Source organism: Prosthecobacter fluviatilis (assembly GCF_042655725.1).
In the GTDB taxonomy this organism is placed as follows: Bacteria; Verrucomicrobiota; Verrucomicrobiia; order Verrucomicrobiales; family Verrucomicrobiaceae; genus Prosthecobacter; species Prosthecobacter fluviatilis.
Genome location: NZ_JBHSMQ010000005.1, coordinates 429,080 through 443,936 on the forward strand (window position 1 = coordinate 429,080; position 14,857 = coordinate 443,936).

Annotated in this window: 12 protein-coding genes; 6 read left to right on the forward strand and 6 right to left on the reverse strand. The window is 62.7% G+C overall.

What is annotated here, in order from left to right:
• Positions 1 to 28 precede the first annotated feature (28 nt).
• A complete protein-coding gene (locus tag ACFQDI_RS15915; protein ID WP_377168503.1) occupies positions 29 to 940 on the forward strand; it encodes a leucine-rich repeat domain-containing protein in 912 nt (303 codons plus the stop codon).
• 53 nt (positions 941 to 993) lie between these two features.
• Positions 994 to 1,614, forward strand: a complete 621-nt coding sequence (locus ACFQDI_RS15920) for a cyclic nucleotide-binding domain-containing protein (RefSeq protein WP_377168505.1) — start codon at positions 994 to 996, stop codon at positions 1,612 to 1,614.
• Between the two features lie 1,153 nt (positions 1,615 to 2,767).
• On the opposite strand, the gene rlmN is transcribed toward ACFQDI_RS15920, so the two are convergent.
• Entirely contained in the window at positions 2,768 to 3,895 is a 1,128-nt protein-coding gene (gene rlmN, locus ACFQDI_RS15925) for a dual-specificity RNA methyltransferase RlmN (protein ID WP_377168507.1), read from the reverse strand.
• 63 nt (positions 3,896 to 3,958) lie between these two features.
• Here rlmN and ACFQDI_RS15930 point away from each other — a divergent pair, with 63 nt between their 5' ends.
• Entirely contained in the window at positions 3,959 to 4,360 is a 402-nt protein-coding gene (locus ACFQDI_RS15930) for a hypothetical protein (protein WP_377168509.1), read from the forward strand.
• Here ACFQDI_RS15930 and ACFQDI_RS15935 read toward each other — a convergent pair.
• Positions 4,357 to 5,217 carry an AraC family transcriptional regulator gene (locus ACFQDI_RS15935; protein WP_377168511.1) on the reverse strand — a complete coding sequence of 287 codons (861 nt, stop codon included), beginning with the start codon at positions 5,215 to 5,217 and terminating at the stop codon, positions 4,357 to 4,359. The two genes, ACFQDI_RS15930 and ACFQDI_RS15935, sit on opposite strands and share 4 nt — an antisense overlap.
• 165 nt (positions 5,218 to 5,382) lie before the next feature.
• Here ACFQDI_RS15935 and ACFQDI_RS15940 point away from each other — a divergent pair, with 165 nt between their 5' ends.
• From ACFQDI_RS15940 to ACFQDI_RS15950, 3 genes are read left to right on the forward strand one after another with little or no spacing between them, the layout of a single operon-like run.
• Complete coding sequence (locus tag ACFQDI_RS15940) at positions 5,383 to 5,694, forward strand: FmdB family zinc ribbon protein (protein ID WP_377168513.1); 312 nt, start codon at positions 5,383 to 5,385, stop codon at positions 5,692 to 5,694.
• A gap of 41 nt (positions 5,695 to 5,735) precedes the next feature.
• Positions 5,736 to 6,308, forward strand: coding sequence for a hypothetical protein (locus ACFQDI_RS15945; protein ID WP_377168515.1), 573 nt, complete (start codon positions 5,736 to 5,738; stop codon positions 6,306 to 6,308).
• Positions 6,305 to 9,166, forward strand: coding sequence for a hypothetical protein (locus tag ACFQDI_RS15950; RefSeq protein ID WP_377168517.1), 2,862 nt, complete (start codon positions 6,305 to 6,307; stop codon positions 9,164 to 9,166). Before ACFQDI_RS15945 ends, ACFQDI_RS15950 begins: the two co-directional genes overlap by 4 nt.
• Positions 9,167 to 9,249: 83 nt before the next feature.
• Here the strand turns inward: ACFQDI_RS15950 and ACFQDI_RS15955 are convergent, their stop codons facing one another.
• The 4 genes from ACFQDI_RS15955 to ACFQDI_RS15970 all read right to left on the reverse strand — a co-directional run bounded on the left by ACFQDI_RS15955 (position 9,250) and on the right by ACFQDI_RS15970 (position 14,848).
• The gene (locus ACFQDI_RS15955) at positions 9,250 to 9,813 is read right to left on the reverse strand and encodes a YqgE/AlgH family protein (RefSeq protein ID WP_377168519.1); all 564 of its coding nucleotides are present in this window, start codon (positions 9,811 to 9,813) and stop codon (positions 9,250 to 9,252) included.
• Positions 9,814 to 9,924: 111 nt separating this feature from the next.
• The gene (locus ACFQDI_RS15960) at positions 9,925 to 11,286 is read right to left on the reverse strand and encodes a Gfo/Idh/MocA family protein (protein ID WP_377168521.1); all 1,362 of its coding nucleotides are present in this window, start codon (positions 11,284 to 11,286) and stop codon (positions 9,925 to 9,927) included.
• A 218-nt stretch (positions 11,287 to 11,504) separates the two neighbouring features.
• Positions 11,505 to 12,077 carry a Uma2 family endonuclease gene (locus tag ACFQDI_RS15965; protein WP_377168523.1) on the reverse strand — a complete coding sequence of 191 codons (573 nt, stop codon included), beginning with the start codon at positions 12,075 to 12,077 and terminating at the stop codon, positions 11,505 to 11,507.
• Between the two features lie 56 nt (positions 12,078 to 12,133).
• Complete coding sequence (locus tag ACFQDI_RS15970) at positions 12,134 to 14,848, reverse strand: VWA domain-containing protein (protein ID WP_377168525.1); 2,715 nt, start codon at positions 14,846 to 14,848, stop codon at positions 12,134 to 12,136.
• Positions 14,849 to 14,857: the final 9 nt, after the last annotated feature.

Sequence of the window (14,857 nt, forward strand, 5' to 3'; positions counted from 1 at the left end):
GAGGGGGGAAATCCGGCATGCCGGTGCCATGAAGCCCAGCCTGCTCCTTGTCCTGCCTCTGCTCCTGACCCAATGCGGCGATGAGCCCAAGAAACCCGCGCCTGCGGCGAAGCCCGTGGCGGCAGCTCCCGCGCCAGCCAAGGCAGAGCCCAAAAAGGAGGAACCGAAGAAGGTGTACTGGACGCAGGAGATGATGCACACGGAGATCAAGTACCATAATCCGGCGTATGCGGGCGACGGGCAGTTCAACATCGAGGGTGGGAAGGTGATCGCGCTGAGCCTGCGCGGGGCGAAGATCGAGAACGTGAAGTTTCTGGAGCACATCGAGCCGCTGGCGCTGGACCTGAGCGAGACGCCGATCACGGACCTGCGGCCGATGCAGGGGAAGAAGCTGGTGGAGCTGTACCTGGAGGACACGAAGGTGAAGGATCTCTCCGCACTGCGGGGCATGCCGCTGGAGAAGCTGTACCTGAGCCGTACGCCAGTGGAGAACCTGGCGGCGCTGGAAAACATGCCGCTGGTGGAGCTGAATGCGGTGGGCTGCCCGATCGGAGACATCTCGGGGATCGGCAAATGCCCGATCCAGATGCTGTGGCTGACGGACTGCCCGGTGGCGGACATCAGCGCGCTGAAGACGGTGCCGCTGGTGAGCGTGACGCTGCACCGCACGAAGGTGAAGGACCTGACGCCGCTGAGCGGCACGGCGCTGCAGCGACTGCACATAGGCGAAACGCCGGTGACGGATCTGACCCCGCTGAAGGGCATGAAGCTCACACGGCTGGTGTTTACGCCGGCAAACATCACGGCGGGCATCGATGTGGTGAAAGCGCTGCCGCTGCAGGAGATCGGCACACGGTTTGATGATGGCGGCAAGGACCTGATGCCACCGGCGAGCTTCTGGCCTGCGTATGATGCGGCGGTGAAGAGTGCCGGAAAATGAGCAAAATTTATCTTTCCCGCCTGCCATCCTCCTGACAGAATCCTGCATATTCCATGAAAGAGTTTGCTTACATCCATGACGAGAAGCACAGCCCGTCGCCTCTGCGTGCGGTGCCTGCCCTCGCCAGCTTTAGCGATGACCAGCTCGATGATGTGCTCAATTCCAGCAGCCTGCTGCAGTGCGAGCCAGGAGATTGCATCATCAAAGAAGGCAGCATCGACTCCCGCATCTACGTCCTGCTCAGCGGTGAGCTGGAGGTGCGGGTCGGCACCAAGAAGGTGGCCTCCATCACCCGGATCGGGGAAGTTTTTGGCGAGCTGGCGCTCGTGAACCATGACAAGCGTCTGGCCTCCGTGCTGGCCTCCACCAAGGCGGTGTGCCTGGCGGTGGACCAGAAGTTTCTGCAGGACATCCATCCCCGTGAGGAAGACCCGGATTTCCATGCGGCGCTGTATGAATTTGTGGCGCGCCTGGTGGTGCGGAAGCTGGAGGCGACCTCCAAGCGTCTGGCCGAGGTGGAGAAAGAGCTGCGTGAGCTGAAGGAAGCCAAGACTGCCGCGAAGCCCGTGGCAGCCAAGCCCGCAGCCGCCAAGTCAGTGTCTGCATCGAAGCTGAAGCGCCCGGTGAAACGGGTGCCTGCGGCTGCGGTGAGGAAGCCGGCGCGGGTGAGGTAGTTTTAACAGCCTGTTGAAAACTCCTGGCCTCCTTGAGACCCGGACACGCCGCGGTGCCTATGCGTGACGGGACCCATTGGACCACGATGCGATGAAAACGGGTCTGAAGGTGGAGGCACGATCCGACGAAGGGGAATCATCTTGATCCCCCCACCTGCAGCGTGTTCGTGGATGTGCGAAGACGCTGTGCGATGCGGGAACGTGTGGGATCGGGACGATCCTACTCCGCCGGAGGCTTCGCCGCAGAGACGGAGGGGGATCATCTTGATCCCCCACCTGCAGCGTGTTCGTGGTTCTGCGAGGGCGCTGGGCGATGCGGGAACGTGTGGGATCGGGACGATCCCACTCCGCCTGAGGCTTCGCCGCAGCGACGGAGGGGATCATCTTGATCCCCCCACCTGCAGCGTGTTCGTGGATCTGCGAGGGCGCAGGGGCGATGCGGGAACGTGTGGGATCGGGACGATCCTACTCCGCCTGAGGCTTCGCCGCAGCGACGGAGGGGGATCATCTTGATCCCCCCACCTGCAGCGTGTTCGTGGATCTGCGAAGGCGCAGGGCGACGCGGGAACGTATGGGATCGGGACGATCCCACCCCGCCTGAGGCTTCGCCGCAGCGACGGAGGGGGATTATCTTGATCCCCCCACCTGCAGCGTGTTCGTGGTTCTGCGAGGGCGCAGGGCGATGCGGGAACGTGTGGGATCGGGACGATCCCACTCCTCCAGAGCGCTGGCTGGCCGCATGGAATGCTGGCTTTCACCCATGAGACCCGTTTTCAGCTGTGCGTGGTATTGGACTTGTTCTCGAATAGAGCTCCAGGTTCAGTGCTTCAGGCGTGGCCGTGGATGGGTGTGGCGACAGCCCGCCGTCCCTCAGCGTGTAGCCACGCGCCTCAGCCTGCGAACGCCCCCCAGAGTCGGGCGGTTTGGCGAAGCAGCCGCCTGATGATCGAGCAACCATCAGCCGCCAAACACACCCAACCTACGTCCCGAACAGCCAGACATGCTGCTCTCGAACAAGTCTGCTGCAGACGCCCATTCTGCTCGGTGCGCACTACGAAGGGCAAACTGCCTGCGGGCCAAGGATGTGGCGAAACAGGCAACCCAGGGCGCTGCCCTGGGCTGCGATAGCGCGCGCCTTTGGCGCTCCGGAAAATCAGTCCGCGCCGCCGCCGATGGTGATGCGTTTGGCGGGGATGGGGGATTCGATGATGCCGAGTTCGGTTTCCTGTTTCAGGCGAAGCTGACCGCAGGCGGCGGCGATGTCGTGGCCTTTTTCCCGGCGTAGGGTGGCGGTGACGCCGGCGTTGAGAAGCACGGCGAGGAAGGCGTCCTGGGCGGCTTCGCTGGGGCGCACCCAGTCGAGGCCATCGACGGTGTTGTAGGGAATGAGGTTGACCTTGGCATTGGCGCTGCGCGCACGTTTGGCCAGGGCCTGGGCCTGCTGGAGGCTGTCGTTTACATTGGCGATGAGGATGAACTCGAAGGTGAGGAACTGTTTTCGTTTCTGGTTCCAGTAGTCGAGCGCCTCGAAGAGTTCCGCGAGGTTGTGCTTGCGGTTCACGGGCATGATTTTCTCACGCACTTCGTCGGTGGCGCCGTGGAGGGAGATGGCCAGGCGGATTTGAAGGGGAAAATCGGCGAGTTTTTTGATCTGCGGAGCGAGGCCGCTGGTGCTGACGGTCATGTGACGTGCCCCGATGCCGATGCCCCATTCCGCATTGAGGATTTCGATGGCCTTGGTGACGTTGGAGAAATTGGCGAGGGGCTCTCCCATGCCCATGAAGACGAGATTGTCCACACGCTCTCCGGCATAGGCCTCCACCTGGACGATCTGCTCGACGATTTCGGCAGCAGTGAGGTTGCGGGTGAAGCCTGCGAGGCCGCTGGCGCAGAATTTGCAGTCGTAGGCGCAGCCGACCTGGCTGGAGACGCAGAGGGTGCGGCGGTCCGAGGCTCCGCCATAGAGGGCGGGATTGGCCGGGATGAGGACGGTCTCGACGTAGCGGCCGTCATGGAGCTTGAGGAGAAACTTGCGTGTGGTGTCGCTGGAGCCGGTGACCTTGGCGATGGTCATGGTGCGGGTGACGAAGCGGGTGGCGAGGGCTTCGCGGGTGGCCTTGGGCAGATTGGTCATCGCCTCGAAGGTGGCGGCGCGTTTGGCGAAGACCCACTCGACGAGCTGCCTGGCACGGAAGGCGGGCTGGCCCAGCTCTGTGAACACGGCAGCGATCTCCTCCGGCTTCATGCCGAGGAGGCCCTGGGGTGCGGGGGTGATGCTCATGGGGATGACAGTGGCGGTGAAATGAGGATTTGAAATTCGAGATTTGAGTTTGATGCTGAGGCCATGATTTTTCCCGGCCTCATCATGCTGATTGTCATGGTCGTACTGATCGGCGTCGGGATAGGAGCGGGACTGTTTGCGTGCGCGATCGCAGCAGGAATGGTGATGCTGGGCGTGGTGTCGAGCTCGGTGGCGCTGGGTTTCTTTACGAAACGTCCGGCCACGGCCATGAGGGCGCTGCTGCTGCAGTGCGGTGTGCTGGCCGGGATACCCGCAGGGGCGGTGACGGCGTGGGTGGGCCGCACGGTGCTGGAGAAGGTGGACGAGAGCTGGATGATCGCCGTGTATGGCGGGGTCGGCGGAGCGTTTGCAGGGGCGCTGCTGGCGCTGATGCTGGATTTCATCCTCCGCCGCACACATGCGTGGGTGGAAGAACGGCTGAAGCAGAGGCCTGTGGCGGACTAGGACTGCTTTTCCTGCTCGCGGAACTGGGTGGGGGTGAGCTTGGTCATCTTCTTGAAGTCCTTGGAGAAAAAGAACTGGTCATGGTAGCCGACCTGGCGGGCGATTTCCTTGACGGGGTCGTCGGACTCGATGAGGCGGCGTTTGGCCTGATTGATGCGCTCGCGGCGGAGCCAGTCGATGGGGCTGGTGCCGATGGAGGCCTTGAACTGGCGGCTGAAGTGGCTTTCGCTCATGCCGCTGAGCTGGGCCAGCTCGACCACGCGCATGGGGAGGTGGAAGTAGAGGCGCATGCGCTCGAGGGCCTTGGAAACGGCGGAGGGGAGCTCCGGCTGCACCTGCCCGGGCTCTGAGAGGCGGACGTGGAAGGCCTGGCCGATGATGGAGGCGACGGCGGCGCTGGCGAGTGCGGCATCGCTGGGGCGGGTGCCGCTCATGTGCTCAAAAGCCCGCTCAAACTCCTGAGCGACAGCCTGCTCATTAATGCCTTCGAGGACGGGCTGTGAGCGCACCTGGAGGAGCTCGGCGATGCGGTCGAGCGGCCGACCTTCTGCACGTATCCAATAAAGCTCCCAGGGGTCCTTTTTGGCAGCCCCATAGAGGTGAGGATGGTGGCAGTTCACCCAGAGGAGAGCCCCGGGCCCGACTTCATGGCGTTTGCCTGCGACCTGGACCCAGCCGCGACCTTTGAGGCAGAGGATCAGCTCGTGGCCGGGGTAGGTTTCGCGCTCGATGCGGTGCTCATAGCCCGCCTTGAGGTGGCCCGCACGCACCACGGAATAGAACAAATCGCGCTGCCAGTCGGCGGGCGTGGCATAAAGATTCTTCAAGAAGACGGTTTCCTGGGTCAAAGCAGCCATGACCGGATAATACATGCAAAGGCTGATGAGTGTCGAGCGCTGAATTGTGACAGAGCCAGAATGGAGGGGGAAAATCCTTTTGCAGCAGAGGGTGCCAAGCAGCATACTTAGAGCCCTGCTGCGCACAGCATTATCCCCGCGCAGGCATCTCACCTTCCCCCCACCATGCCCACCTACGAATACGAATGCCAGACGTGTGGCCATCCATTTGAGGCCAAACAGTCCATGAAAGACCCTCACCTCACGGAGTGCCCGAAGGAGGGCTGTCCGGGACCGGTGAAGCGAAAGATAGGCATGGGCGCAGGTTTCATCTTCAAAGGCAACGGCTTCTACATCACCGACTACCGCAGCGACTCGTACAAAGCGGCGGCGAAGAAGGACTCTGAAAGCGCCGCCTCAGCCACCAGTGCGCCGCCTGCGGCAAGCCCTGCACCAGCCGCGAGCACGCCAGCACCTGCCAAGACGACGGGGGCCTAGGCCCCTAGCCCGCATTTCATACCTCACCACCACCTGCCGCTGTGATCCGCCAACTCATCAAGACATTGCGGCTGCTTGGGATCAGCCTGCTGGCCGGAGCCGCCTGGGTGGCACACCGGCCGGCAGATCTGCCCAGAGTCGCTGCGCCAAGCTCTGCGAAGGCCGATGACCTGCCTGACATGATGCGGCAAACGACCATCAAGCGTGCGGCAGTGATGGAGGTGAGCGAGGTGGAAATCAACCGTCACCTGTCCGCGACGCTGTCTGGAAAAATCCCGGGAGTCCTGGGAGGCTGGGCGGCGTTTGAAGGAGTCCGCATCGATCTGGAGCCGGACACGGCGCGTTTGTTTCTGATCTGGAAAATCCACGGGCATACGCAGACCGCGAGCGTGGACCTGGCGATCCACCGCGGAGAAAAGGACTTCCGGGTGGAAGTGCTGCGTGGAGCGTACGGCCACCTGGAGATGCCGCGTGGCATGATGAGGCCGCTCCAGCCCTCGCTGCAAGCTTTGGCCGAGGCACTTGATCCAGAAATCCGTGCCTTGTTTCAAATGACCCAAATCACCATCGCGAAGGACAAGCTCGTGCTCGATCCCCGCTTCCCCACTGCATGAACCGCCGTTTTCCATGCGCCTGCGCAGGCGTGCTCTCATTTGTCTGCACCACACTGCTCGCTGTGGGGCAAACAGCCGCCCCTCCCGTCCCGCCGCTGACGAAGGAACAGAAAGAAGCGGCGGCTGCGATCGAGGCCCCGAAGACTCTGGCCCCGCCTCCCCTGCCGGGCCAGCTGCTGAATGAGCCCGGCGCCAAGCCTGCAGCCCCGCCAGCGCCTGCACCTGTGCCCGCAGCGCCTGCGACCTCTGCGAATTCCGCCAGCAAAATGCAGGCGCTGGAAGCCGTGACACAAAAGCCAGCGGTGACGGAGGTGCCGCGCGTGCCGACTCCGGCGGACAAGGTGCCCGTGACGAGCTCCACCAGCACGAGCCGGCAGTTCATTGTGCATGGAAAGGTGTTTGAGACGCGCAGCGCCATGTCCACACGCTGTGAGGAGATTTCGCAGGAGCTGCGCAGGGTGCTCAATGACAAGGAGCCGTGGGTGCTGCCGATCGTGGTGCTGCTGAACACCGGCGAGGAGGCGGCCAAGTCGAAAGGGCCGCCGATTTCCACCGCCATCTCCGAGCTTAACTTCGGGGGCTTTCACCTGCAGGTGACGATCAACGAGGGGCCCGGGCTGAAGGCGGAGGACCTGCGCAAGGAACTGGTGAGGGCGCTGCTGGCCGAGCGCATCCTGCGCAACCACCAGAAGATCGAGACACCGGAAGGGCGCCTGCTGCTGCCCGACTGGGTCATGACCGGCGTGCTGCATGCGCTGGACTTCCGTGCGAGCCCGGCCCCGAGCGCCATGTTTGCCACGCTGTTTCGCAGCGGGAAAATCTACGGCATTGAGGAGATCATCGAAGCCTCCCCGGTGGAGATGGACAACCTCTCCCGGACGATTTACGAGACCTCATGCTGCGCGCTGGTGCTGGCGCTGGTGGACCAGCCAAACGGGCCGCAGAATCTGAACAAGTTTCTCAACTCCCTGGCGAGTGATTCGCGCTCCGAGCGCGAACTGCTCAGCGCTGCATTCCCCAACTTCGCCGCCTCGGCGTCGAGCCTGAACAAGTGGTGGTCGCTGCAGCTGGCCTCCCTGGCCAAGCCCGGTGTGGCCGAGCCGCTCAGCGCGGCCGAAAGCCTCAAGGCCATCGAGGAGGCCATCACGATCCACTACGAAGCGCTGCCTGCGGAGGTGCCAAAGAACGTGAAACTGCACCCCTTTGTGATCCCCGCACCGCTGCCGGTGATCGCGGCGAGCGAGCCCCGTGCGCCAGCCCAGGCGGAGACTGCAACCGCCAAGGCCAAGGTGAAAGAGCCGACGCCTGAAACCCCGAAGGAGGAACCCGCCGAGGAGGACCCGAAGACGAAACGCAGCCTGCTGCGCCGCATGCTCTTCCTGGGAGATGGCAGCGAAAAGGAAGGCGAGGCGAAAGCCGCAGACAAAGCCGCCAAAACGGCCGAAGCGAAGGAGCTGCCTGCGGACGAGGAAAAGAAGCCCGGCTTCATGGGGCGCCTGTTTGGTGCCGGCGGTGAGGAGAAGAAAAAGCCTGACGATGCAGAGGCCAAAGACAGCAACCCCAAAACGGCTGAAAAGCCGGCTGAAGCCATGGCCGAAAAAGAGGACAAGGCAGAAGAAAAGAAACCCGGCTTCATGGGCCGGCTCTTTGGCGCCGGTGGCGAGGAAAAGAAAAAGCCTGACGATGCAGAGGCCAAAGACAGCAGCTCCAAAACGGCTGAAAAGCCGGCTGAAGCCATGGCCGAAAAAGAGGACAAGGCAGAAGAAAAGAAACCCGGCTTCATGGGCCGGCTCTTTGGCGCCGGTGGCGAGGAGAAAAAGCCTGATGAGAAGAAGCCTGATGAGAAACCCGCCGTGACTGCGAGCCCCGGCAAGAAGGTGGCTGAAAAGGAGAAGGAAAAGGCGGCGGCGATCGAAAAGCCCAAGGTCAGCGTCCCAAAAGAACCGGCAGCGAAAGAGGAGCCCCAGGAAGAAAAGAAGCCCACGAAGCTCAATCCAATGAACTGGTTCCGTGGCGGCAAGAAGCCTGCGGAGGAAAAGAAAGAGGAAGCGCCGGCCAAGGAGAAGCAGGCGATGCTGACTCCGGAGAGCAGCTTTGATTTTGCCCGCCTGATCTCACCCATGATGGCAGATGCCTGGCAGATGCTGGCCCCGCCCGCCGCCCGCCCGACAACGGAGCCGCTGTTTGATTTCCGCAAACGCAAGACCGAGGAAGCCCCCAAGGAGGAGGCTGAAGCACCGAAGGCTGAAGCGGAGAAGCCAGAGGTGAAGAAAAGCAGCAAGCCGCGCACGACCAATCCCAACTCCAAGTCCACCGCCAAATCCTCCAGCACAGCTGCGCGCAAGCCACAGACGACGAATCCGAATGCAAAGCCGGCCACGCCCGAACAGGTCAGGGCAGCTCCAGGCACGGCGGCCAGCCCAGACGCCGCAGCACCGAGCCTGGTACCGGTGAGCCTGCCCATCGAGGAGTATCAGCATATCCTGAAGCACCCAGACCGTGCTAAAATACTGGAGTACAACCTGGCGTCACTGAGGGCGCTGGAGCTGCGTGTGGGCGTTTTGTTCCGCCCTGTGATCCGAGGCTACCTCGTCGCGGTGCACGACATCGAAGCCGGGAGGACGAAGGACATGGACAAGCGCCTGGCCGCGCTGCATGAGTTTGCGATTGTCGCCTACCAGAAGTCTGTCGCGGTGCGCGACTACCTGGACTGGTTCGAAGCCAGCGAGAGCGGCCGCCTTTCCGGCAAGTTTGACGACTTCCTCAACCTGCCCACCACCATCAAGAAAGAACTTCCAGTCCGCACCGATCCGATCTCGAAGTATCTGGACGCGATCGACAAGGAATTTTCGAAGTAGGCTGGAGCGGCATCTTATAAGAGGTGGCAGGCAGGCCTGCCGCCCACACCGCACACGGAATGTGCGGGCCGCTTCACGCCGGCTTAGTTCAGACTCACGTCTTCAGGCATACCGGCCATGACCTTATAGACAGGGCCCATGTCCTTGAGGATGGCGGACCACATCTGGGCGGGTTTTTCAACAGTGAGCACCAGCGGACGGGCCGGGGTGGTGATCCAGGAGCGGACTTCCAGCTCGCTTTCGAGCTGGCCACCGCTCCAGCCGGAGTAGCCGACAAAGCCGCGCACATCATGGCCGAGGCTGAGCGCGTGCAGAGCGTCTGCCACGGAGAGATGAGTCTGGCAGCGAAGGGTGCGGCGGCGTTTGTTCCAATGCAAAGCGGCGAAGGCAAGCTTGTCTGTGGAAACGGGGCCGCCCATGAACACGGGCACATCGCCAAGCGCTCCCAAGTCCTGGTCTGGAAGGAGATCGGCGACGCACTGCTCCAGGGGGCGGTTGAGGATGTAGCCAAAGGCGCCGTCCTTCGCATTGTGCGCGGCCATGAAGACCACGGAGCGGGCGAAATTGGAGTCGCGCATGGCCGGTGAGGCGAGCAGGAGACTTCCGCTGAGGGAAGACGACGATTCGTTCGTGTTTTCCGAGTTCATATGATGTTCTGACGCAATAACTACGCCAGCCACTCAAATGCCATCGAAAAAAATGCGCGCCGAATCTTTTCAGATCGGCGCGCACGGGATGGGAGCGGGAAATGCGAAGGCTTAAGCGGCAGCGACTTCGAAGCCCTGACGATAGGTCTTGGTGAGCAGCTTGTCGGCCTCGGGTGCGTTGGTGAACTTCAGATTGGCGGCGTCCCACTCAAGCACCTTGTTGGCCTCCTCCATGCGGCCGGTGACGGGGTCGATCTTGGGAATGGCGAGACGGGTGGCCACGTTGCCGAGCTGCACGGTCTCCGCCAGCGGACCGGCGTAGTGGAAGCCGTCGCTGGTCTTGGTGCCGGCGAGGCAGGCGTCCACCCAGGTGTGCCAGTGGCTGCGGCCTTCTTCCTTGGGGTATTTGAAGCCGGTGAACTTGTCGAGAGGGTAGAGGCGCGGGCCTGCGACATGAGCGAGGACCATGGTGCCGCCCTCGCCGATGAAGATGGAACCGCTGCCGGGGAGATCGATGTCTCCGGGCATCTGGGCGAGCTTGTGGCTGGGCTTGAGGCCGCCGTCCATCCAGGTGAGCTTCATCGTTTTCCCTGCGGTGTACTGGGTGCCGGGGAAGACATAGTTGATGGTCTCATGCGTGGGCCAGATCTGGTTGTTGATGCCGCTGTTCTTGGCGTGGACGCTGATGGGGGCGGTGAGATCGAGCGCGGTGAAAACGGGGTCCATGATGTGGCAGCCGAAGTCGCCGAGGCCGCCGCCGCCGAAGTCCTGCCAGTCGCGCCAGATGAAGGGGTGATAGGCGGGGGCGTACTCGCGCATGGGAGCGGCGCCGATCCAGAGGTCCCAGTTCAAATTGGCCGGGACGGGAGCGGAGGGCGGCGGCTGGAACATGCGGGTGCGCTCATTGCCGGTGACGCCGACCCAGGAGTACACTTCCTTGATTTTGCCGATCGCGCCTTCCTTGATGAGCCGCGTGCCCATGCGGTACTCGATGGAGGAGTGGATCTGATTGCCCATCTGGGTGACGAGGTTTTTCTTCTCAGCCCAGAGGCGCATCTGTCGCGCCTCCCAGACGGTGTGCGCGAGGGGCTTCTGGCAGTAGATGTGCTTGCCCTTCTGCATGGCGGCCACGGCCACGGGTGCGTGCATGTGGTCCGGGATGCCCACGGTGACGGCATCGAAACCGTCGCCAAGGGTGCTGAACATCTCGCGGTAGTCGGAGAAGTGCTTCACGCCGGGGAACTCCTTGTCAGCCTTGTCGAAGCGGTTGGCATCCACGTCGCAGAAGCCGACGAATTTCACGGCGGCGTGAGAGCCGACGTTGTGGAGATCGCTGTAGCCCATGCCATTGACGCCGACGCAGGCCACCTGGAGCTTGCTGTTGAGGTTCTGGCCGCGGACGAACGCCGGAAAAGCGGCGGCTGCGGAGGCGAGCGTGGAATGCTTGAGGAAGGAGCGGCGCGAAGTGGGCATGAGGAGCGACGATGGGTTGAAGTGTCTCCCAACGTACGCTGCCACGCCGAACTCTTTGTCTCGAAAGGCAAAGAACGGCAGTTTAGTACCATGAGCCGTTGGAAAAGAATCTGGATCAAAGACACGCGAGCCTTGATCTGATCATTTCAGAGCGCCGATGGCGACTTTTCATCAGCGTTTCTTCGCACGCTGGGATGCCTGCTTGAACGCGGGAGGGATCAGGCGCCGATACCCGCAAACAATTCGGCGATGTCCACGCTCACGGCTGGCAGGGCGGCGCTCTGAAGAATGGAGCCTTCGGTGATGCGGAGCTGGGTTTGATAACGGCCAGCAGAGGGATCGCGATAGCATTCGATGCAACGCTCGGAGCCGTTAATGATCCAGTATTCGGCCACGCCGTTTTCTGCATAGAGGTCGGCCATTTCACGGTCTTCATTGAGACTGGAAACAGAAACTTCCACAACGAGGAGAGCTGTCGTTGGATGACTCTGGAAGTCTTCTTCCCTGCCCGCGACCACCGATGCGTCCGGTTCGGGTTCTGAATCCGTCAAGGTGAGCGGATCTTCTTTGCGGACCCACACCTGAGCGCCTGCAAGTTTTTGCAGAAGAGCAAAAATTCTCGCCGCAAGCTTGGTATGGATGATGGACTTGCTCATTTTTTCGACAATCACTCCGCGAATGAGTTCAGCCCGCGCCGGAGCGAGACCCGTGGCGATCATTTGATGCCAGGCCTGGATGGACAACGGCATGGCACGCTGCTGAAAGCCAGGCTGTCTCAGGATGGGAACCATGGTTTATTGTAAATCACCGACTCCCAGGGTGCAAGCTACGATCCATCCGCGAAGTCTCAGCGTTTCTTCGCACGCTGAAAGCGGCTTTGGCGTTCTTCGGCGGAGACTTGGGTGATCTTGGGCTCTGCTTCAGCGGCAGGAGTTTTGATCTCTTGGGCCTGCGGTGCCTGGCTGAGTCGCTGCTGATGTTGGAGAGCTTCGCGGGTGGGTTTGATGATTGCGGGGCGCGGCTTGCTTTCGGCACGGGCGAGCCGGGGCAGCTTCCAGCCGGTGCGGGTGACGAAGGCTTCGAAGAGGAGGCAGAGTAGGGTGACGATGAGCAGGTAAATGCCAAGATCCGTAAAGCGAGGCGTGGCGGGGCTGCGCCAGGCCTGGCTCATTTCCAGCAGCTCACGGCCGCCGCTGGTTTGGGAGACGCGGCGCAGCTCCTCGACGCGTGACTCATCAAAGGCCCACTCGGTGCTGGTGCCGACAATGACGGGCCCAAAGCTGACGGCCTGCCCGGCGACCTGCACGGCTCCGCGCACCATTTCACCTTCGGGGAGTTCGGTGCGGGTCTGGTAATGCCCGGGTGAGACGCGCTCCCAGGCGAGCTCGTGAGAGCCCTCGGCCCGCAGTCCGTGCGCCAGCACCACGCGCGGGGCTTTGGCTCGCAGTTTGGGCGCCCATTCTTCATCGTAGAGCAGATCGAGGGTGAGGGTATTGCCCTCCAGGCGGTGGCGGACACCGATGCCGGGCGGAAGAGTTTCGCCCATCAGCCAGCGCACCTGGGTCTGCAAAAAGTCGCCGTATTTGGGCCAGGCACGCACGAGCTGGGAGTGCTCGCCACCGAGGGGAAAACTGACGGCGGCGGTGCGGCCGGTGCCGCGTGGGCCAAAGGCGACGAGAGGTGCGGCGTATTCGTCCTGGGTGATGAGCGCCTGGCTGGCCCAGTCGCGCAGGTAGCTGAGATTGAAGCCGTCCACCTGCGCGGGCCAGTCAAAGGTCTGGCTGCTGATCTCAAACCAGCCGCCGGCGGCCTTGGTGGCGACGGGGTCCGTGATGAAGGCGCTGCGGGCGACGGCGACGGTTTCCTGACTGAAGATGCTGGGCAGTTCCTCGGCTTTGTCGGTGTAGAAGATACGGCCTTTGCCGCGCTTGGCGATGTCATCGAGGATCCAGGCATCCACGTCCCTGCGGGTGCCGAGGGCGATGACGCTGACGGTGCCGCCATTCTTGATGATTTCCTCGACCAGGATCTGGTAGTCGCCCGGCTGCTCGGAGTCTGCGGCGTCAGAGAAGAGAATGATGTGGCGCTGGCCGACGGGTGCGGCTTTGAGCTGATCCCAGGCAGCCTTGAGCCCGTTGTAAACATAGATGCCGCCGCCGGTGCTTTCGATGCGGCGCACGGCGCTTTCCATTTTATCGCGGTTAGGCCCCACCTGCTGAAGGGGGACCATCTCATGGGCCTCGCTGTCCACGGCATAGACGGCCAGCAGATCCTGCGGCCCGAGGAAGCGGATGGCATTGGCCGCGCCTTCGTCTGCGAGCTGCATTTTCGTGAAACCATTCTGCACGTTCATGCCCATGGAGCCGCTGCGGTCCATGACGATGGCCATGGCGACCATGAGCTTGCGGTGCTCCTGCTTCATTTCCATGGAGACGGGCAGCAGCGGATCGAGCGGCGACTCGAAATAACCGCCTGCGGCAAAGCTCTGCTTTCCCCCTGCCATGAGGATGCTGCCGCCCTGCTCGCGGACATAAAAATCCATGGCAGGCAGGAACTCGGAGGGGAGCTCAAAGGCGGGGACGTTGTTGAAGATGACGCACTTCACACCGGCGAGCTGGCCGGGGCGGAGAGAGCGCAGCTCGGTGACGGTCTCGACGGTGAACCCCTGGCGCTGGAGGGCGGCGGCGGCGGGGTCGTCCGTGTACTTGGTGAGGAGGAGCACGCGAGGACCGCCGGCGATTTCGATCATCGCTTCGTGACGGTTGTTGCCCGGGTGCGCGTCCTTGGCCGGCAGGATGATGGCCTCATAATGTGCGACACCGGCGGCCGGGAGGCGGTCCGTAAAGCGAATGGCACCGCTGCCGAGCCGGACGTCCACCTCGCTGGTTTTGAGCTCACGTCCGTTGCGCAGCAGGGTGAGGGGGACTTTGCCATCGGCGGTGCCGCGCAGCTCGATCTCGATCAAAAACGGCTCGCCGAGCTGAGCGCGCGAAGGGAGCTTCATGGCGGAGATGCGGAAGTCGGTGGTCTCGCTTTCGCGGGCGAGGCGGTAGTCGAGCTCCACGCCCTGCTGCGAGAGTTTGGAGGCGAGGCCCGTCAGCGGCTCGGTGGAGTAACCGTCTGTGATGGCCAGAATGCGGGCCGGCCGGCCAGGGCCTTCGCGCTGGGCAAAGGCGAGCGCCTGGGTGATGGCCTGGGCGGTGCGTGTCTGAGTCTGGTTGCGTGCGTACATTTCCGCGCCTTCAGCGCCACGCTTCATCACCTCCGCGGCATAGCTGAGGTAAAAGATGCGGTCTTCGCGGCCCCGGCTTTTTTCGAGGAGCTTCTCCCACTCCTGCATGCCCCTGGCCATGGGCTGCTCTGCGGACACGGAGCTGTCGAGCAGGACCCAGAGATCGACGCCGTCGGCAAGGCGACGCCACTGCGGCTGTGCGAGCGTGGCCGTGATGAGCACCAGCAGCAGCAGCCGAACCGGCCGCCACAACGAAAGGCGCGGCAGAAGCCTGCCGGCCAGCAGAAGCACGGGCAGGAGGGCGAACCATTCTGGATGGCGGAAGATCATGATGGCAGG